At 68.2% G+C, this 17,998-nt stretch carries 22 protein-coding genes; 12 read left to right on the top strand and 10 right to left on the bottom strand.

Going from position 1 to position 17,998, the window contains the following annotated elements; all coding sequences use genetic code 11:
• Positions 1–45 precede the first annotated feature (45 nt).
• A complete protein-coding gene (locus ACIBQX_RS32190; protein WP_397011142.1) occupies positions 46–636 on the top strand; it encodes a DUF4240 domain-containing protein in 591 nt (196 codons plus the stop codon).
• 225 nt (positions 637–861) lie between these two features.
• Here the strand turns inward: ACIBQX_RS32190 and ACIBQX_RS32185 are convergent, their stop codons facing one another.
• The 3 genes from ACIBQX_RS32185 to ACIBQX_RS32175 form a co-directional block, all read right to left on the bottom strand.
• Positions 862–1,518 (bottom strand): cadmium resistance transporter, encoded by a 657-nt coding sequence (locus ACIBQX_RS32185; RefSeq protein WP_397011140.1) that lies wholly within the window; start codon positions 1,516–1,518, stop codon positions 862–864.
• Positions 1,519–1,595: 77 nt separating this feature from the next.
• Positions 1,596–2,213 carry a hypothetical protein gene (locus ACIBQX_RS32180; RefSeq protein WP_397011138.1) on the bottom strand — a complete coding sequence of 206 codons (618 nt, stop codon included), beginning with the start codon at positions 2,211–2,213 and terminating at the stop codon, positions 1,596–1,598.
• Positions 2,214–2,283: 70 nt separating this feature from the next.
• The gene (locus ACIBQX_RS32175) at positions 2,284–2,871 is read right to left on the bottom strand and encodes a PadR family transcriptional regulator (RefSeq protein ID WP_397011137.1); all 588 of its coding nucleotides are present in this window, start codon (positions 2,869–2,871) and stop codon (positions 2,284–2,286) included.
• 119 nt (positions 2,872–2,990) lie between these two features.
• On the opposite strand from ACIBQX_RS32175, the gene ACIBQX_RS32170 reads away from it, so the two are divergent.
• Both ACIBQX_RS32170 and ACIBQX_RS32165 read left to right on the top strand, forming a co-directional pair.
• Positions 2,991–4,124, top strand: a complete 1,134-nt coding sequence (locus ACIBQX_RS32170; protein WP_397011135.1) for a serine hydrolase domain-containing protein — start codon at positions 2,991–2,993, stop codon at positions 4,122–4,124.
• A 62-nt stretch (positions 4,125–4,186) separates the two neighbouring features.
• A complete protein-coding gene (locus ACIBQX_RS32165; protein WP_397011133.1) occupies positions 4,187–4,342 on the top strand; it encodes a hypothetical protein in 156 nt (51 codons plus the stop codon).
• 308 nt (positions 4,343–4,650) lie between these two features.
• Here ACIBQX_RS32165 and ACIBQX_RS32160 read toward each other — a convergent pair whose 3' ends face one another.
• Entirely contained in the window at positions 4,651–5,526 is an 876-nt protein-coding gene (locus ACIBQX_RS32160) for an alpha/beta fold hydrolase (RefSeq protein WP_397011131.1), read from the bottom strand.
• 86 nt (positions 5,527–5,612) lie between these two features.
• On the opposite strand from ACIBQX_RS32160, the gene ACIBQX_RS32155 reads away from it, so the two are divergent.
• Positions 5,613–6,092 (top strand): MarR family winged helix-turn-helix transcriptional regulator, encoded by a 480-nt coding sequence (locus ACIBQX_RS32155; protein ID WP_397011129.1) that lies wholly within the window; start codon positions 5,613–5,615, stop codon positions 6,090–6,092.
• 62 nt (positions 6,093–6,154) lie between these two features.
• Positions 6,155–7,306 (top strand): epoxide hydrolase family protein, encoded by a 1,152-nt coding sequence (locus ACIBQX_RS32150; RefSeq protein ID WP_397011127.1) that lies wholly within the window; start codon positions 6,155–6,157, stop codon positions 7,304–7,306.
• 16 nt (positions 7,307–7,322) lie between these two features.
• Here the strand turns inward: ACIBQX_RS32150 and ACIBQX_RS32145 are convergent, their stop codons facing one another.
• Positions 7,323–7,841, bottom strand: a complete 519-nt coding sequence (locus tag ACIBQX_RS32145) for a hypothetical protein (RefSeq protein WP_397011125.1) — start codon at positions 7,839–7,841, stop codon at positions 7,323–7,325.
• 113 nt (positions 7,842–7,954) lie between these two features.
• On the opposite strand from ACIBQX_RS32145, the gene ACIBQX_RS32140 reads away from it, so the two are divergent.
• Entirely contained in the window at positions 7,955–8,665 is a 711-nt protein-coding gene (locus ACIBQX_RS32140; protein WP_397011123.1) for a hypothetical protein, read from the top strand.
• A 53-nt stretch (positions 8,666–8,718) separates the two neighbouring features.
• Here ACIBQX_RS32140 and ACIBQX_RS32135 read toward each other — a convergent pair whose 3' ends face one another.
• Positions 8,719–9,864 (bottom strand): FAD-dependent monooxygenase, encoded by a 1,146-nt coding sequence (locus ACIBQX_RS32135; RefSeq protein ID WP_397011121.1) that lies wholly within the window; start codon positions 9,862–9,864, stop codon positions 8,719–8,721.
• 62 nt (positions 9,865–9,926) lie between these two features.
• Between ACIBQX_RS32135 and ACIBQX_RS32130 the strand changes: the two genes are divergently transcribed.
• Positions 9,927–10,517, top strand: a complete 591-nt coding sequence (locus ACIBQX_RS32130) for a TetR/AcrR family transcriptional regulator (RefSeq protein WP_397011119.1) — start codon at positions 9,927–9,929, stop codon at positions 10,515–10,517.
• Positions 10,518–10,638: 121 nt separating this feature from the next.
• Here ACIBQX_RS32130 and ACIBQX_RS32125 read toward each other — a convergent pair whose 3' ends face one another.
• On the bottom strand, positions 10,639–10,803 hold the full coding sequence (locus ACIBQX_RS32125) for a hypothetical protein (protein WP_397011117.1): 165 nt from the start codon (positions 10,801–10,803) through the stop codon (positions 10,639–10,641).
• On the bottom strand, positions 10,804–11,862 hold the full coding sequence (locus ACIBQX_RS32120) for a glycosyltransferase family 2 protein (protein ID WP_397011115.1): 1,059 nt from the start codon (positions 11,860–11,862) through the stop codon (positions 10,804–10,806).
• A 334-nt stretch (positions 11,863–12,196) separates the two neighbouring features.
• Here ACIBQX_RS32120 and ACIBQX_RS32115 point away from each other — a divergent pair, with 334 nt between their 5' ends.
• Positions 12,197–12,703 carry a class F sortase gene (locus ACIBQX_RS32115; protein WP_397011113.1) on the top strand — a complete coding sequence of 169 codons (507 nt, stop codon included), beginning with the start codon at positions 12,197–12,199 and terminating at the stop codon, positions 12,701–12,703.
• A 295-nt stretch (positions 12,704–12,998) separates the two neighbouring features.
• Complete coding sequence (locus tag ACIBQX_RS32110) at positions 12,999–13,319, top strand: DUF5713 family protein (protein WP_397011111.1); 321 nt, start codon at positions 12,999–13,001, stop codon at positions 13,317–13,319.
• Here ACIBQX_RS32110 and ACIBQX_RS32105 read toward each other — a convergent pair.
• On the bottom strand, positions 13,265–14,104 hold the full coding sequence (locus ACIBQX_RS32105) for a hypothetical protein (RefSeq protein ID WP_397011109.1): 840 nt from the start codon (positions 14,102–14,104) through the stop codon (positions 13,265–13,267). The genes ACIBQX_RS32110 and ACIBQX_RS32105 overlap by 55 nt on opposite strands.
• Positions 14,105–14,222: 118 nt before the next feature.
• On the opposite strand from ACIBQX_RS32105, the gene ACIBQX_RS32100 reads away from it, so the two are divergent.
• The 3 genes from ACIBQX_RS32100 to ACIBQX_RS32090 all read left to right on the top strand — a co-directional run bounded on the left by ACIBQX_RS32100 (position 14,223) and on the right by ACIBQX_RS32090 (position 16,884).
• A complete protein-coding gene (locus tag ACIBQX_RS32100; protein ID WP_397011107.1) occupies positions 14,223–14,738 on the top strand; it encodes a GNAT family N-acetyltransferase in 516 nt (171 codons plus the stop codon).
• 212 nt (positions 14,739–14,950) lie between these two features.
• Positions 14,951–15,547 carry a pyridoxamine 5'-phosphate oxidase family protein gene (locus ACIBQX_RS32095; RefSeq protein ID WP_397011105.1) on the top strand — a complete coding sequence of 199 codons (597 nt, stop codon included), beginning with the start codon at positions 14,951–14,953 and terminating at the stop codon, positions 15,545–15,547.
• Positions 15,548–15,657: 110 nt separating this feature from the next.
• Positions 15,658–16,884, top strand: coding sequence for a family 16 glycosylhydrolase (locus ACIBQX_RS32090; RefSeq protein WP_397011103.1), 1,227 nt, complete (start codon positions 15,658–15,660; stop codon positions 16,882–16,884).
• A gap of 77 nt (positions 16,885–16,961) precedes the next feature.
• Here the strand turns inward: ACIBQX_RS32090 and ACIBQX_RS32085 are convergent, their stop codons facing one another.
• On the bottom strand, positions 16,962–17,990 hold the full coding sequence (locus ACIBQX_RS32085; protein ID WP_397011101.1) for an aldo/keto reductase: 1,029 nt from the start codon (positions 17,988–17,990) through the stop codon (positions 16,962–16,964).
• Positions 17,991–17,998: the final 8 nt, after the last annotated feature.

Raw genomic sequence — 17,998 nt, 5'->3', positions numbered from 1 at the left:
CCGGCTCTCGAGGCGGAGTCAGTCGCTCGTGCCATGATCCCCCCCATGGACGAGGATGCCTTCTGGGTACTCATAGAGCAGTCCGGCCGGGAGAGCGACACCAAGAAGGCGCGCTTGCAGTGGCTGGAGGAGCGACTCAGCGGACTTTCTGTGGACGACATCATCGACTTTCAGAAGTGGTTCAACATCTGCGAGTACCGCTCCAACACCTGGGACCTGTGGGTTGCCTATCACGGCGTCTTCCCCCTGGGCTCAGAAGACGGCTTCCTGTACTTTCGCAGTTGGCTCATCAGCCTCGGACACGAGACCTTCGAGCATGTCGTCACCGACCCCGACACCCTGATCGAGGTTCCCGAAGTTCTCCATCTCCAAAAGCTCACGCGGCGACGCAAGAGCGGCTTGTGGACCAATGAGGAGTACCCAGAATTCCAATTGCTCGCCGCTGTCGCGTGGGGGCCCTACAAGAAGTGCACCGGCCTGGAACTGGAGACTCTGCACGACTGCGCACACGCCCGTACCGGCCTGGACGAAGGCTGGTACAAACTGCGCGACGAGCAGCCGAACCCCATCAGTGAAGAAGAGTTCGCTCGAAGGTTTCCGCGGATCATGCGCTACTGGGGCGGGATGCCCGGATGAGAGCCGGGCAGAAGCGGGGCGTGGCTCGAAAGCGCGTCAATGCCTGAGAACGGTAATGGCTGACGAAGCGGACGTTGATCCCGCCCGCCGCCCTGGCGGATCGCGTGGGCGCCGACCAAGACGTGACCATGCCTCGGCGAAGGGTTCGGTTGCCGCGAACGTCATTGCCGCAAGCACAGCCCAGATCAGGGTGAGACCCGCAAGGCGAAGTAGGTACGCCCACGATCATGACCTTGACAAGGGTGGCGCCGAGGTTGGGATCGCAGCGTCGGACGAGGCATCGATCGCGCCGAGGAGTCCGGATTCGGCGATGATGAGGGCGCCGATGGTGATGAAGACGGCGGGGACGAGCCACTGGCCGTGGCGTTCGACGATTTCGATGATCTTCTTGTGGGAGCCGAGCCAGGATCCGGCCAGGCACCACAGGGCGACGCCGACGGCGAAGACGCCGATGGTGAGGAGGGCGGGGGCGGTGCCGATGGTGCGGAACACCGGGGTGTAGACCGAGATGTTGTCGGCGCCGTTGGCGATCGTGATTCCGGCGACCGAGATCAGGCCGGTGGCCACCGCGGGGGAGGCGTCGTCCGCGGGGCCGTGGGCTCGGGCCGCGGCGATGAGGCCCCGGACGCCCAGGGCGATGGGGAGCAGGCCGAGCAGTCCGACGTAGTCGTCGGGGACCAGGGTCAGGCCGAGTGCGGCGATCACCGATACGACGACGAGGACGGCGATGCCGGTGTACTGGCCGGCCCAGATCTGCCAGGCCTTGGGCGGCCCACCGGCCCGGGAGGACAGGAACAGCACGGTCAGCACGATGAGGTCGTCGATGTTCGTGCCCACGAACATGGCGGCCGCCGTACCGAGAATGCCGAGGATCCCGTCCACAGGCACTGAACCTATCCCGCCTCTCTACGGGAAGGCGGTGCGCGCACAGTCCTGGTGGCGCCTGCCAGGGCCTCTGATCATGCGGGAGAACGGGCGAGGCGGTCGTGGACCATGCGCCGGCGTTCCGCCGAAAGACCGCGAGCTGTCATCGCCCTGTGCAGCAGATCGGCATCGCACCCCTGCGCCGCCATGTGGTCGAGGAGAGGTTCGTATCGATCGGACCGGTCGCGCAGGAGTTCTGTGGCCAACCGCAGTTCCAGGCGCACCACCGGAACACGATGCGCGCCACACGGGATCAGGACGTAGTGCTGCCACGGGCCCCGGCCGATGCACTCCATCTCATCGGAGTCGGTCTCCTGCTCAACCGTGCTGATCTCTACGTGCACCCCGTTCACCTCGTACCTGGCGAAATACTGCGAACTCTCGGGGAGCCAAGACGCCGCATACAGACAGGGAAAGGACGATAGAGCGGCAGCGACCGTGTCCACGTCCTCCCGCCGAGCCACCAAGAGGTCGACATCTCCGACAGGAAGGTGAACGCCTTGCAGCAGGGCCGCGCCTGTGCCGCCCATGCGGTACATCGGGTCGGCCCCCGCAGCCCTCAGGGCGGTGAGGGTCGTATCCAAGGCGGACGTTACGTCATGCAGTCGTAGAGATGCCTCACCCATGCCCATGTCGATCAGCGTAACCATCATGGAGCTCCAAGGTCAGGCCCCTGGCTGCCGGGTCCTGAAATCTGCATCGGCCAAGGTGGCGAGGGGTCGATCACGGTCGCGCACGGACTTGTCCGCCGGAGCCGTGACCTGCGTTCCCCGCTGGATTCGGTGTCTCGTGCCGGTCGATGTGATCGCGGAACCAGTCGAGCATGAAGCGGTGTGCGGCGATGCCGTAATCGAGCGTCGCTCGCTGATGAGTGGCGAGGTCGCGGTGCTCTTCAGGGACGTCCACGGTATCGAGGTGCGTGTCGAGGGCCGTGAGCGTCGCGAGGCCGGTCTCGATGCGCGCCGTGATGCGGCGGAGCACCGGTACGCGTTCGGCCGGTTCCAGCAGACCGAGGAAGTAGAGCCTGGACAGCGCGGCGGTCTCCAGATCCGGCCCAGCCAATTCCCCTGTCATCCACGCGCGGAAATCCTGACGACCGGCATCGGTCAGGCGGTACACCTTTCGCCCCCGGCCGCCGGCCTCGACGCTGGCGACCTCGATGGACCCCCGCGTGAGCAGGGTGTCCAGCGCGCGTTTGATGCTGCCGGGGCTGGCGCTGTAGAAGAGCGCGACGCCGGCCTCGAACACTTTGATGAGGTCGTAGAAGGTGCGTGGGGTGATCAGGAGCAGACCGAGGATCACATGGGCCATCGCCCAAGTCTAAGGCCGTTGACTCTCATGGATATGTCTAGTAGATATGTTGACCCATCAGAGCCCTCGCCCGTTCGTCGACGGGGCCCGTTGAGGGGACGGAGACAAGGGACATCCACGTGACATCGCCGCTCACCACGACCTCCGCTCATGACAATCACGTGCCCGACGACGTTGACGCGCGGCTGACGGGCCTGCTGGCGAGCCTGGTCGCGCAACGCGGCGTACACCATGCCAACCTCGCCGTCACCAGCGGGGACGGAAAGCAGCGCTGGTCCGCCGCCGCCGGCCCCGCCGATCATCCGCTGCGTCCCGATACCCCGTTCTTCATCGCGAGCGTCACCAAACGTTTCATCATCACCCTGGTGCTGCAGGCGTACGAGCGCGGCGAGCTCGACCTGGCCGCGCCGATCAGCAGCTACCTGCCGGCGGAGGTGAGCACCGGACTCCATGTCCTCGGGGGAGTCGACCGGACGTCCGCGATCACGGTGCGCCACCTCGCGAGTCACACGTCTGGATTGCCCGACCACTTCGAGAAGCGTCGTGACGGCCCCAGCTTGTATGATCACCTCGCCGCCGGTCAGGACCGGGCCTGGACCTTCGAGGACACGATACGGACTACGCGCGAGCAGCAGCGCCCTCATTTCGAGCCGCAGGACCTCGCCGCCGCCCGGCAGAAGGCCCGCTACTCCGACACCGGCTTCCAGTTGCTCATCCGCATCGTGGAGACGGTGACCGATCGGTCGTTCGCCGATCTGCTGACCGAACGGATCCTCGGTCCGCTCGGCCTGACGCACACCTGGCTTCCGGGACATCGCCCGCCAGATCCGGCGACCCCGCCACCCTCACCGCTTTACGCGAGACAGCGTCGCGTGGAGCTGACCTCGATGATCGAGTCCTGCAACGACCTGTTCAGCACCACCGGCGATCTCCTCACCTTTCAGCGAGCGCTCCTTGACGGTCGGCTCTTCGGCGAACCTCGCTCAGTGAAGTTGCTCACCGAGCGGCGCAACCGGCTGCGCAACATCCCCATCCTCCGGTACGGACTGGGCACGATGTTCTTCAAGGCCGGTCGGCTCATGTCACAGGGCCGCCGCCCTGTCACGCTCGTCGGCCACTCCGGAGCCACCGGGACGTGGCTCTTCCACTGCCCGGAGCTCGACCTGCACCTGGTCGGCACCGTCGACCAGACCAAGGGGCAGGCGATCCCCTTTCGGTTCATGGCGCGTTGCCTGGGCGTCTGGCGAACCTGAGGGCGAAAGGCGGGCATGCGAGGGTCCAGCGCCCGATCATACGGTTCGCCTAGATTGACCTGATGGACGACAGCCCCCCACGAGCGGACGGACGCCATGCGGAGCTCCGCAGGCTCGGCGAGATCGAACGCCGGATGACGCTGGAGCTTCGCGACGTCCGCAAGGAGATCGCCGACCTTGTCCAGCAACTCCTCCCTCACCATGCCCGCGACCATTGAAGAGGTCATCGAGGCGAGCGGCTACAGCCGGACTTTGATAGACGCCCTCCGCTACAAAGATCATCCTTGGCAAGGAACTGCCGGAAAGGGAACGTGAGCCGCAGGACGAGGCCCCGTTCTTCGGCGCCTGGTGTACGAGGTCCAGGGGTGCCGTTCTCCCGGACCGCCGAACGTCTGGTCGTTGAGGCGGAAGCCGCCGGACTGGCGCTGAATCGCCTGGTCGCCGCAGATTTCGTACGAATCGTGCTTATGTGCCGACCGGAGGAGAGCTTCCCCGCTGGTTCGATCGGCGCTGCGCAGCTTGGGCGTCAGGCGGGGTCGATGGTCGCGGTGAAGTCGCGGATGGCCTTGGCCAGTTCTGCGGGGGCCTCCATCGCGGCGTAGTGGCCGACGCCGTCGAGTGACACGGACCTGACCTCGGTCGACGTGGCGGCCTGGGACATGGTGCCGGCGGTGAACGGGCCGCCGCCCGCGCCGACCGCGAGCACGGGCACCCTCAGTCCAGGGGCCTCCGCGAGGGTCTTGATCTCATGGCCTTCCTTCAGCATCGACTGGTAGAGGCCGATCGCGCCGCGCCAGCCATGGGGGCGTGCATAGGTGCGGGCGAACTCGTCGATGTCGGCGTCGGTGATCGCGCCCGGGGTGGCGCTCATGGCGGGGAAGGCGAATCGGCCGAGGAACTCGCGTTCGCGGCCGGCGAGCAGCAGCTCGGGGATGCCGGGCGCGGCGAGGACGCCGATGTGCCAGGCGCCGCCGCGGGTGACGTCGGCCAGCGCTTCGAGGCCGAACCCGGGCAGGCCCATCTCGATCGCGGTGAGGCTGAGCACATCGTCCGGATGGGTGGTGGCGAGGCGGAAGACCGTCGCGCCGCTGATGTCCTGACCGGTGAGGTGGACGGGGCCGACGTCGAGTCGCGCGATCAGCTGGTGCAGGTCTTCGGCCGAGGTCGTGCTGTCGTACGCGCCCGGCTCGTTGGCGGAGTCGCCGAAGCCGCGCAGGTCCACGGCGAAGACGCGGTGGTCGGCCGCGAGCAGCGGGATGAGCTTGTGGAAGGTCCACCAGGTCTCGGGGAACCCGTGGACCAGCAGGATCGGCGATCCGTCGGCCCCCGCGGCGACGTAGTGCAGGGTGGTTCCGTTGACCTTGGCGCGGTGGTGGGTGACTTCCGGCACGGTGGCGGTCATGTCTCTCCTCGAATTCGACAGTCAAGGTGTCGAACAATAGACACCTAGACTGTCGTTTGTCCAGGGGCTGCTGTAGCGTGGTGCCCATGTCCCGCTCTGGTGCCGATCTGGCGCTGCTGCTCCTCGGAGGCTTCCGCACACTCGTCGACGCGGCGACCGCCGAGTTGGCCCGGCGCGGCTACGAGGACGTACGTCCCGTTCATGATTTCGCCATGCGGGCCATCGCGGCAGGAGCCGACAGCGCCTCAGAGCTGGGCCGCCGTCTGTCGATCTCCAAGCAGTCAGCGGCGCGGACCATCGCGGTGCTGCAGGAGCGCGGCTACGTCGCACGCGACACCGACCCCCTCGACGCCCGCCGCAAACGCCTTCAGGTCACCGCACTCGGCTACGACGTCATGCGGCAAGGTGAAGCGATCTTCGACGAGCTGCGCGATCAGTGGGCGCGGCAGATCGGCGCCGCCGAGCTCAAGACCGTCGAGACGCAGCTGGCCAAGCTGGTGGGCGCGCAGCCGGTGCGCTTCGACAACCCCGGCTGGATCGTCCGAGATCTCGGCGAGTCGGTATAGAGCTGGATGAGGGCGAAGGGCCGGCGGCCCCCGGTACGACCGAGTAGAAAGTGGTCATATCCATGAAACCCTGGCGTATCCCCGTGGACGATGCGGCGGTCGACGACCTGCGTGCCCGGCTGGGCCGGGTCCGCTGGCCGGATGAGATCAACGACCTGGCCTGGGGTTGGGGCGTCGACCGGTCCTACCTCCGGCACGTCGTCGACGAGTGGGCTCGTTTCGACTGGCGCCGCAAGGCGGACGAGCTCAACGAGGTTCCGCAGTTCGTGGCGGACGTCGAGGGTCAGCAGCTGCATTTCCTCCACATCGTGGGCGCATCGGAAGGCGCCGTGGCCGCGCGGGTGCCGCTGCTGCTGCTCCACGGATGGCCGGGCTCGTTCGTCGAGCTGCTCTCCGTCGTCCCGCCTCTCACGGCCGCCGCGGCGTCGCGGGGGCTCGTGCTCGACCTGGTGATCCCGTCGCTGCCGGGGTTCGGGTACTCCTCCCGTCCGACCGCCCCGGGCACGTCGCCCGAGGTGGCCGCTCGGTTGTTCCACACCCTGATGAGCGGGCTCGGCTATGCGCGGTACGCCGTCCAGGGCGGGGACATCGGTGCCGGCATCGCCATGCGCATGGGACTTCGTGAGCCCGGCGCGGTCATCGGGGTCCACCTCAACTTCGCGTCGTTCCTGTTCGAGGACGGCGCTGACGAGGCCCCCGACGGGCCCGGGGCCCGCTACGACGCCCGCCGGCAGGCCTGGTCGCGCGAGGAAGGCGGCTATCTGCACGTGCACGCGACACGTCCGCAGACCCTCGGCTACGCGCTCGCCGATTCGCCGGTGGGCATGGCCGCGTGGATGGTCGAGAAGTTCCATGCTTGGACGGACCGTAGCGCGACGGGCGGCGCGGTCCCCGTGGGGCTCGACGAGATCCTGACCAATCTCAGCGTGTACTGGTTCAGTGAGACCATCACCTCGTCGATGCGGATGTACAAGGAGAGCGCGGCGGACCCGCTGGTGCTCTCCCCCCGACGTCGCATCGAGGTTCCGGTCGGTTTCTCCGCGTTCCCGTACGAGTTGCCGATCCAGCCGCGCGAGCGGCTGGAGCAGGTCGCGAACCTCGTGCGCTGGACCGACATGCCCCGGGGCGGCCATTTCGCCGCCATGGAGGCTCCGGACCTGCTGGGTGAGGACATCGCCCAGTTCCTGACCGGCCTGCCGGCCGCGCGCTCCTGACAGGGATCGCTCCGGCTCAATGAGAGCGTTCGAAGTCCAGCCAGCGTTGGAGGGATGCACTCGCGGTTTTCAGTACGGCTGGACCACCGGGCGGCGCAGGCCATATCTGCAGAAGATAATGCTCGGTCACCGTTTCGCAGTCCTCCTCATCCATTCCTCTGGCGTGGTACCGCAAGCGATATGTTCCGGGGCCGGCGGAGAGGGGAGGAAGAGCATGCGCCCTCGCTCCTCCCCATTCCTCCAGCGAGACCCGGCCCGATGGTGAGTCGAAGCCGATCTCGACGATGTCTTCGTAGCCATCGAGGTCAGCGCCTGGATCCCGATCGGAAACAGCCACCGTGAACCCCACCGTCCCGTACTGAAGACCTACGAACAGGAGGGCCTTGCCTTTTTCCACTCGGACGATCCCGGCAGGGTCGCTCGGCACGCCATTGAACTCGCCGGCAGAGCTGCACGCGTCGTCCACGAGATAGGTCTGGCCGTAATCCACCTCCAATTGCTGGATGTGCACGACGGAGGTCTCATGAATGCTCATGGGCGGGAAGCATAAACACCGTCGGCGACAAGATCGCACCTGACTTTGGACAGGGGTATGAGTTGACGATCGGCGGATGAATCGCCTGCCTCACCCGCGGCAGGCTCGCCCCCATGGAAACATCATTTCCCGGGCGGTGGATCGGCGGCGTGACGCTCGTCCTGGGGCCGGTCGTCCTGTGCGCCGGATACCTGCTGCGTCACCTGAGCTCCACCACCGTCCTCACCTCTCAGCAGCAGGCGTGGGCCGAGGCGCAGCCGTTCGCCGCCTACGGCCAGCTCCTCGCCTACGCCTCACAACCCGCCCTGCTCACCCTCGCGTACGCGGTGTTCGCGCTGGGGGTGGTGCTGCTCTTCCCCGCCTTCATCGCTCTGGCCCAGCGGGTCGGCGGCGGCCTCGCCTCCTGGGGTGCCGCGCTGCTGGTGGCCGGGCTCTTCGCCCGCCTGTACTTCGCCGGCGCCGATCAGACCGCCTTCCAGCTCACCGAGGTCCTCGGGCTGGACCAGGCCACGAACGCCATCATGAAGGAGTACGTCGACATCTCCTACGGGCCGTGGCGGGTGCCGGTCTGGGCTTCGGTCGGTCAGTACGCGGGCTCGCTCCTGCTGGCCATCGCCGCCTGGCGTTCGGGCGTCCTCGGCACCGCCCGCGCCGTGATGCTGCTGCTGGCGGGAGGCACCTGGATGGGCGTCCTGAAGGCCGCCTCGGTTCCCGATGTGCTGGTCACCGTCCTGCTCTGCGTGGCTCTGGTCCCGCTGGGCGTACAGGTCCTGCGCGAGCGGTCGCCGGCCCCGAGCGGGCGACCGCAGGTGCTGAGCTGGTGAAAACGGAGGACTGTTCGCCCAGGACAGGTCCTCATGCGGCTGGGCGGACACTGTCAGGCGTGCCAGAGGGCGGCGAGTTGCCGGGTGGCCAGGCGGGACGGCACGGCGCGCAGCAACAGGTCCCGCGCCCAGGCGGCGATGCCGGTCCGGGAGGTCAGCCGTGACTGGCGGGACGCCGCCCGCATGATGCGGTTGGCGCTGGGCCTGCGGTCGGCGTCGTAGCGCAGGAGTCGCTGGGCGACGTCCGCCGGCTCGGCGCCGGTCAGGTGGCGGGTCAGCGCGGCCGCGTCCTCGAAGGCCTGGCTGGCGCCCTGGCCCAGGTCGGGCGGCATGGCGTGCGCGGCGTCGCCGAGCAGTGCGATCCTGCCGAACGCGTACGAGGGCGGGGGTTCGGCCAGGCAGGCGATCGGGTCGACGTAGATGTCGGCGGGCGGGGTGGCCTCGATCAGCGCCGTGACCAGGGGATGCCAGTCGGCCATCAGGGCCAGCATCCGCCGGCGTGCCTCGTCCGCGCCGGGCGGCGGGTCCTGCAGCTGGGAGTCGGTGAACCAGTACAGGCGGTGCTCGCCGACGGGGAACAGGCCGAACATCGCGCCGTTGCGGCGGTCGACCAGCTGGCAGGCGAGCAGGTCCGGGTCCACGCCGGGCGGGCGGGGCAGCATGCCGCGCAGATCCATCCTGCCGGTCCGCCGCAGCCCCGGATGGCCGGGGACGAGCTGTCCGCGCAGCCTGCTGCCGATGCCGTCGGCCGCGATCACGGCGTCCGCGCGGGCGACGGGGGCGCCGTCGCTGATCACGGTGACTCCCGTGGGGTCCGGTTCCAGGCGCTCGACCGGGATCCCGGTGCGCACCAGGCCGGCGGGCAGCGGGGCGCGCAGGGCTCGGTGCAGGTCCGCCCGGTCGATGATGGCGGGCGCCCCGACCTCCTGCTGCGCCGTGACCGCGTCGGTGACCAGCAGCGGCCGGCCGCGCCGGTCCCGTAACCCGGCGCGGGCGGCGAGCATGACGTGCCCGCGCACGTCGTCAGCCAGGCCCAGCGCGTCCAGCGCGCGGAGCCCGTTCGGCATGACGACGATCCCGGTGCCCGCCTCCCGGAGCTCGGCGCCCCGTTCGAAGAGCGTCACCTCGTGGCCCAGGCGATGCAGCCCCACCGCAGCGGACACTCCGCCCAGCCCAGCGCCGACCACCACGATCCGCATGGGACCTCCTCATTCGATTCACTACGATCGTACTAGTACGGCTATTGGTTTAGCATGGCCGTATGCCGCCCACGAATCCGGCCCGTCGCCGGGCCCTGACCGATGCGGCCATCACGCTGCTGGCGTCGTCGGGCGTGCATGGGCTGACCCATCGCGCCGTGGAGAAAGAGGCGGACCTTCCGCCGGGAACGGCCTCCAACTACTTCCGCAGCCGGGAAGCCCTGCTGGTGGCCGCCGCCGAACGCGTCGCCGAGCTGCACCACGCCGACACCGACCGGGCCACCGACCAGCCCGCGACCCTGGTCGACCTGCTGACGGAGTCCCTGATCACGGCCGCGACCACACAGCGCGACCGCTACCTCGCCGTCTTCGAACTCCAACTGGAGGCCGTGCGCCGGCCGGTGCTCGCCGCGGCGCTCGCGGGCCTGGGGGACGCGGCGTTGCAGATCACCGCCGGCCACCACGACAAGCTCGGCCTCGCCATCCCGCGCGAGAAGATCCCCACCCTGATCGCCCTCTACGGGAGCGCGCTGTTCACCCTGGTCATCGCACCACCGGGCAGCGTCGGGAGGGAATTTGTCCGGGACATGGTGCACGTCATCGTGTACGGCAGTGCCGTACAGAAAATCTCGGTATTGCCCAGTAACGGGTAGAGGTTTGCAGCAGGCGCACGACGAGGCCGCGAAGCGGCCCCGCTCGCGTGCCGAGGTCGGCGCCATCGGCGATCTTCCGACGGGCACCGGCCTCACCGACATCAAGGCCGGCTGGACGATGTCACCCTTCGCGCTTGGGCAGCACCCGCTTGACCGCGACCACGGCTGAGATGAGGGTGAACACCGCCAGGCCCACCCATAGTGCGTTCATGCCCATGAAAGGCGCGCTGGCGGCGGCGCCTCCGAAGCCTGCGGCGATGGAGCCGATCGGGGGGTTGTTGTACATCTACCATTTCCTTTCCTTGCGAAATGCCGCTTCCCAGAACGCTTTCGCCTGGGCGGCCTGAAGAAAGACGTCGAAGACCATCTCGATGACGATCAGCGCGGCGATGGCCATCTGCACCCGCCCGCGGCTGCGTACCGTCACCACGCGTTCGAGGACGAAGATGGCCGTGATCCCCACCCACAACGGGTGCAGGGCGAGGCCGCCCATGATCAGCACCGTGTACGTGAGCGAGCCGAGGTAGGCGACGATCACCACGATGCCGACGAACGACAGGGCCTGCCGCCCCCAGTAGGGGTAGGTGACCCGGGTCCAGCCGTAGTCGGCGAGGTTCTCCAGGGCGCCGCGCTTCCAGCGCAGCCGCTGCCGGAACAACTCGCCCCAGGTGGGCATCACCTCGGTGGTCAGCGTGCACTCCGCCGGGCAGAGAATGCGCAGGTCGAGGTGGAGAATCGCGAGGGTCAGCTCGTTGTCCTCGGTCAGTACGCGCACGTCGTAGACATGGTTCCCGCCGGGCAGACGTCCGCATCGCCGGGCGGCCACGACTTCCTGCAGGGTGATCGCGCGGAACAGGGTCGCCGTGCCGGTCAGGACAAGCGCCTTGCCCTGCAGCCGGCGGACATCCCTGGCGTAGCGGGCGTACTCGTTGCGCTGGAACATCCCGACCAGGCCGCCCCCGCGTTTGCCGGAGAAGGTCCCGCCGACGGCGGCGAGGCGGCCGTCGGCCAGCCGTAGCACGCCGTGGTGGATGAAGCCCAGATCGAGAGCGGAGTCCGCGTCCATGACGAGGATCGCGTCCGTGACCTCCAGCCTGGGCAGCAGGTCGTCAAGGACCTGATTGAGCGCCCCTGCCTTCTTGTGCCGGTTGCCCCTGGTCTCGACCACCTCGGCACCCATCAGGAGCGCCAGCCCGGCCGTCCCGTCGGTGCAGTTATCGGCGATGACGACGATCCGGTCGGGAGGGCGGATCTGCTGCGCCAGCGATGCGATGGTCTCCCCGATCTGCGCGGCCTCGTTGTGCGCGGGGATCAGCACCGTGACCCGCATCTGTGAGGGATCCACGAGTGGCAGGCTGCGCCGGCCATCCTTGTCGCGTCGTCTTGGAACGGTCCAGCGGGCGGCGATCGTAGCTGGGTTGTGCACGGATTGTCCTGAGAAGAAGCGAAGATCCTGCCCTATCGGGACAGGAGTGCCCACTGTGGTGTCAGTGGCAATACAACACTAAAATGCCCAAATTGCGCTAGTTGGGGCTAACATGAGCTATGTCACGAGATTGACAAGATATGGCCGACTTTTGGTCTTTTCGGGTGTTGTTGTGCTCCTCGGCGGCGGTGTGATCGGATACGCCTCCCTCTCGGGAGGAGACCTGCCGGTGCAGGGGCCACCGCAGCCTCCGATGAGCACGAGCGCGAGCCGTCCGCCGGTCAAGATCAAGCCTGTCCGGGCGCTGCCCGCCTCGCGGCCGGTCCGGCTGGAGATCCCCAGGATCGACGTCCGGACCTCTCTCATGACGCTGGGCAAGAACCCCGACCAGACCATCGAGGTCCCCCCACCGGCCCGAGCGGGCATCGCGGGGTGGTACCGGTTGGGGCCCACACCGGGGGCGAAGGGCGCGGCGGTGATCGTCGGCCACGTCGACACGACCACGGGGCCGGCCGTGTTCTACCGGCTGGGGCAGCTACGCGCCGGCGACAAGGTGCGGGTGAGCCGGCGAGACGGCAGGGTGGCGCTCTTCCTGATCGACGCGGTGGAGAGCGTCGACAAGGATCACTTCCCGACGGACAAGGTGTACGGCGACCCGGGCTATCCGGCGATCCGCCTGGTCACCTGCGGTGGGGCGTTCGACAGGCAGAGCGGGCACTACGAGCACAACATCATCGCGTACGGTCATCTCGCCCGCTGAGACGAGCCGCTGTTCACATCGACGTGGCGCCGCGGACGAGGGCCGCCGTGGCCGGTGATCGGGACTGTTGCGGCCAGGCGATCGCGAGGGTGACGGGCGGGGCGTCCGGGAGGCGGAGGTAGGCGACGCCCGGCCGGGGGTAGCGGGCATCGCACCGGATCTCGCCCGCCTGATCGGGCGGTCACCGGAGTCGCTGCGTGAGGTTCTCAGGCCGGCGATCGCGTAGGGCCTGCCTTGTTGTCGGTGGCGTGGTGCAGGATCGGCACACCGGATTCACCCCGACAAGGAGCTCAGATTGCCGCCCACCAACCAGCGAGTAGCCGGCCACGCCTTCCTCAAGGGCATGGCCCGGGACAGCTTCTTCCCTGACCATGTCGTCGACAAGGGCAAAGAGATCCTGCTGCGCCTGTGCGAGCGGATCGAGGCCGAGCAGCCGCCGGACCTCGCGGCGCTGTACGTCCTCACTCATGCGGCGACGGAGGAGTTCAACGAGCTTGACGCCGATATCGAGACCACGGCGCGGGAGGAGATCGCCGAGGACTTCTGGTTCGTGGCGTCGGCCTACGGGTTCGCGGACGTGGACGTCGAAGAGTTGATCGCGCCCCGCGACTGGTGACGCACCGCTTCACGGGCCTGTCCCGCGACACCGGGATGAGGATCCTCGGCGAGGATCCGTAAGACGGCTTCCGGTGTGGTGGGCAGGGCGGCGAGCCACCACCGGACCTGTATCGAGCGATCGTGGGCCAGACGCGGCAAGGTGTCGTGCGGAAGCCGATCTGACTCCATGGTGACCATGCGTACGGCCTCGATCCTGTCGTCGACGAGCAGGCGGAGTTGATCCAGGGTGAGGTGGGGATTGCGAGCCGCACCGACCCGGACCTTGGGATCGGGGTCGCGTATCGAATCGGCGAGAAGGTCTGGATCGTCGGTGTGCGCGGCCAGGCCCGCTCGGACATCTGGGGAGGCGTCTGCGGCGAGTGTCGCGTTCGTCTCCTCATCCAGCCCTGGCCTCTCAGCGAGCAACCGGCGCAGGACCTCGTCCGTGGACCGGCAGATGGCGCGGCGGACCTCGACACCGGCGGCCGGATGGTCCGGCAGGGACCAGCGGACCGACCAGTGAGGATCTTCGACCAGGGCGGCCAGGACATCCGGGGGACAGGCGGGATTCTCGACCAGGAGCTGGCGGGTCTTCAGATCCGGGTCGCCGGCGAGCGCGCGCAGTGATCCGTACGGCGCGTCGCTCCGGGCCGCCAGGGCGCGTCTGACCGCGCGGGAGGGGTCCGCCGCCATGGCTTCGAGGATTTCCGCGGGGGTGCCGGGGTCGCTCGCCACCGTAAGCCGGTCCTGGACCTTCGGTTGCGCGTATCCCTTACCAGAGGTCACCGATCTTTTGGCAAGCACGCGAGCGTCCTTTCTGGGGAGAATGTGCATCACGGCGTTCAGGAGTGCGCGAAGCTCGGCCGGGTCACTTCTTCCGACGGCGGTGGCGGTGGCACAATCCGGTCGCATGCGCACCATCATGAGTGATCGCCTTCTGCTGCGCCCCTGGCGCGTCGACGACGCGGATTTTCTCCTGGAGCTTGAGTCGGGCAGGGAGAACATCGGGCCTACGGGGGTGCGTACCACCATGACCACCCGCGAGGACGCGCTGGCCTCGATCGCGCGGCGTGCTCTCGATCACCCGATCCACGGAGTTTGGGCCATCACCACAGCCGTGGACGGCAAGCTGGTGGGAAACCTCCTGTTCAAGCCGGTCCACCTGTCGGCCGGCGAACCATCCGACGGGCCGGAGGACGTCGAGATCGGCTGGCACTTGCATCCGCACGCCCAGGGGCGCGGCTACGCCACCGAAGCGGCCCAGGTCGTCATCGACGACGCGTTCAGCCGCGGGCTGACGAAGGTCATCGCCGTCACGGATCCCGGCAACCACGCCTCGCAGGCGGTCTGCCGACGGCTCGGTATGCGGCATCTGGGCCGCACGATGAGGTATTACGACTGCCCGAACGAGCTGTTCGAGAAGCGGGCTCCGGTCTGACTCCGGGGGCCGTGAGCGAGCGTCGCCGCGCACTCGATCTGCGCACCGCTGTCCAGGAGCAGCGTCAGCTGATGGCTCACCCGGATCTGAGCCACCCGCGACCCCCGGTAGGGGAGCAGCCAACGATCGTCCAGCTCCGTCGGCGCACCTGCTATGTCCACAGTGTGGAATTTTATGCCGCAATGGGAGATATGCGGAGATAATTCGGCGATATGGGAAAAAGCTATGAACGTATCGACGGGCGGTTGCGGGAGTTCATCGAGGCGCAGCCCATGTTCTTCACCGCGACCGCGCCGCTCTCACCCACCGGTACGGTCAATCTGTCGCCCAAAGGGTTGACCGGGTCCTTCGCGGTCATCGACGAGGCCACCGTCGCCTACCTCGACTTCGCCGGCAGCAACGCGGAGACCGTCGCCCATCTGCGGGAGAACGGCCGGATCACCCTCATGTGGTGCGCCTTCCAGGGTCCGCCGAACATCGTGCGCGTCCATGGGCGCGGCGAGCCGGTCTTCCGGGACGACCCCCGGTGGAACGAGCTGATGGCGTACTTCCCCGACATCGACTCCGGTCTGCACGGGCTGCGGGCGATCATCGTCGTCCACGCCGAGCTCATCCGGGACACCTGCGGCTACGCGGTGCCGCTGATGACGTACGAGGAGGATCGAGACCTGCACAGCCGGCGCTTCGCCCGTGAGGACGACGCGTCCCTGAGCGCCTACTTCGAGAAGAAGGACCACGTGGCCGTCAGCATCGACGGCCTGGCCGGCCTCCCGCTGCCGCTGCCGCCGACCCCGCGGGCGGATAAATAATAAGTAAACCTTCTTATTGACAAGCGTGGTGACCGGGGTGTTACATCCTCTTAATTTAGGCGGCCTCCGGTAGCACAGTGCCCCGGCAGGGCCACAGACCGGAGGTCCACATGCGCAAACCCCGGCTACTCCTCACCGCCGCGGCCATGCTCCTCGCCCTGACCGGCGGCCTGGTCGCCTTCACCAGCGACGAACCGGCGGCAGCCGACATCGGCCCCATCACCTGGTCCGACGAGTTCGACCGGGGCGCGGGGGCGCCGATCGACGACACCAAGTGGAAGTTCGACATCGGTGGCGGCGGCTGGGGCAACAACGAGTTGCAGTACTACACCAACTCGACCCGCAACGTGCAGCACGACGGACAGGGCCACCTCGCCATCACCGCACGCCAGGAGAACCCGTCCAACCTCCAGTGCCATTACGGCACCTGCCGGTACACCTCCGGCCGCATCCTGACCGCCGACAAGTTCACCCAGGCGTACGGTCGCTTCGAGGCCAGCATCAAGATCCCCCGGGGGAAGGGCATCTGGCCGGCGTTCTGGATGCTCGGCGGCGGCGACTGGCCGAACACCGGCGAGATCGACATCATGGAGAACGTCGGCCACGTGCCGAACACCGTCCACGGCACCGTGCACGGTCCCGGCTACTCCGGCGGCGAAGGCATCGGCGGCAGCCGCACGATCGGCGCGCCGCTCGGTGACACCTTCCACACGTACGCGGTCGACTGGTCGCCCAACCTCATCGTCTGGTACCTGGACGGCTCGGAGTACTTCCGCATCACGCCGGCCAACCTCGGCGGCGACCGGTGGGTCTTCGACCACCCGTTCTTCATGATCCTGAACGTGGCGGTCGGCGGTAACTGGCCGGGCAACCCGGACGGCAGCACCTCGTTCCCGCAGACGATGCTGATCGACTACGTCCGCGTCTCCGCCTGGACCAACGACAACCCCGGGACCGGCACCGCGCTGCGGTCCAACCTGAACGGCCGCTGCATCGACATCCCCGCCGCCAACCCCGTGGACGCCGCCCGGCTGCAGATGTACGACTGCAACGGCACGGCCGCCCAGCAGTGGTCCGTCAACGGCGACGGCACGGTCCGCGCGATGGGCAAATGCATGGACGCGGCAGCGGCCGGCACCGCCAACGGTACCCCGATCCAGCTCTACACCTGCAACGGCACCGGCGCCCAGCGCTTCACGCTCAGCCCGGCGGGCGACCTCGTCAACCTCGCCGCCAACCGATGCGTGGACATCGTGGAGCGCAACACCGCCAACGGCGCGCAGCTCCAGCTCTGGGACTGCGCCGGCACCCCCAACCAGAAGTGGACCCGTTCCTGACCGCGAACCCGCCCAGCGCCTCCCCGTGAAACCCGGGGAGGCGCTTCCCCAGGCGGTCAGAGCAGGGCGTTGCTCGGTCAGGGGTGGAGGGTCGTGGGGAGTCGGTCGGCGGGGCGGCCCTGGGCCCAGTCCGGGTAGGGCGCGGGGAGGGCGCTGGCCGCGTTCAGTTCCTTCAGGTCATCGTCGGTCAGGTGGATGTCGACGGCCGTCAGGGTGTCGGACAGCTGGCCGGGGCGGCGGGCGCCGACGATCGCGCTGGTGATGCCGGGCTGGGCGAGCGTCCAGGCGATGGCCACCTGGGCGACGGTGGCGCCGTGCCGGTCGGCCACCACGCGCAGGGCGTCGACGATGTCGTAGCCGCGCTCGGGGTCGACCGGCGGGACGTCGGCCTGCGCCCGTCGGGCGGCGGCGTCGCTGGCGCCGGTACGGTCGAACTTCCCGGACAGGAAGCCGCCGGCCAGCGGGCTGTAGACCAGTGTGGCGAGTTCGCGGTCCACGGCCATCGGCAGGATCTCCCGCTCGATGTCCCGCCCGGCGAGGGAGTAGTACACCTGCTGGGAGACGAACCTGCTCAGATGGTGGAGGTCGGCGGCCCCGAGGTACTTCATCATCTGCCAGGCGGCCAGGTTCGACGCGCCGAGGTAGCGGACCTTGCCCTGCCGGACCGCGTCGTCGAGCGCGCTCAGGGTCTCCTCGGGCGGGGTCAGCGGGTCGAAGCTGTGGATCTGGTAGAGGTCGATGTGGTCGGTGCCCAGGCGGCGGAGGCTGTCTTCCAGCGCCTGGGTGACCCACGACCTGGACAGCCCGACCTCGTTCGGGCCCGTGCCCATCCGCCCGAAGAGCTTGGTGGCCAGGAGGACGTCCCGGCGGCGGGCGCCCAGCACCCGGCCGAGGATCTCCTCGCACTCACCGCCCGCGTAGATGTCGGCGGTGTCGATCAGGTTGACCCCGGCGTCCAGGGCCACGCCGACGATCTCGTCGGCGGCCTTGTCGTCGAGCCCGCCGATGATGTTCCACGGCGGGGTCCCGCCGCCGCCGAAGGTCATGGTCCCCAGCGCGATGCGGGAGACGAAAACTCCCGTGGCGCCCAGTCGCTCGTACTGCATGAAATGCC

It is taken from the genome of Nonomuraea sp. NPDC049714 (assembly GCF_044465295.1).
Classification (GTDB): Bacteria; Actinomycetota; Actinomycetes; order Streptosporangiales; family Streptosporangiaceae; genus Nonomuraea.
The sequence above is the reverse complement of the archived record's forward strand: the minus strand, read 5'-3'. Positions and strand labels throughout refer to the sequence as shown.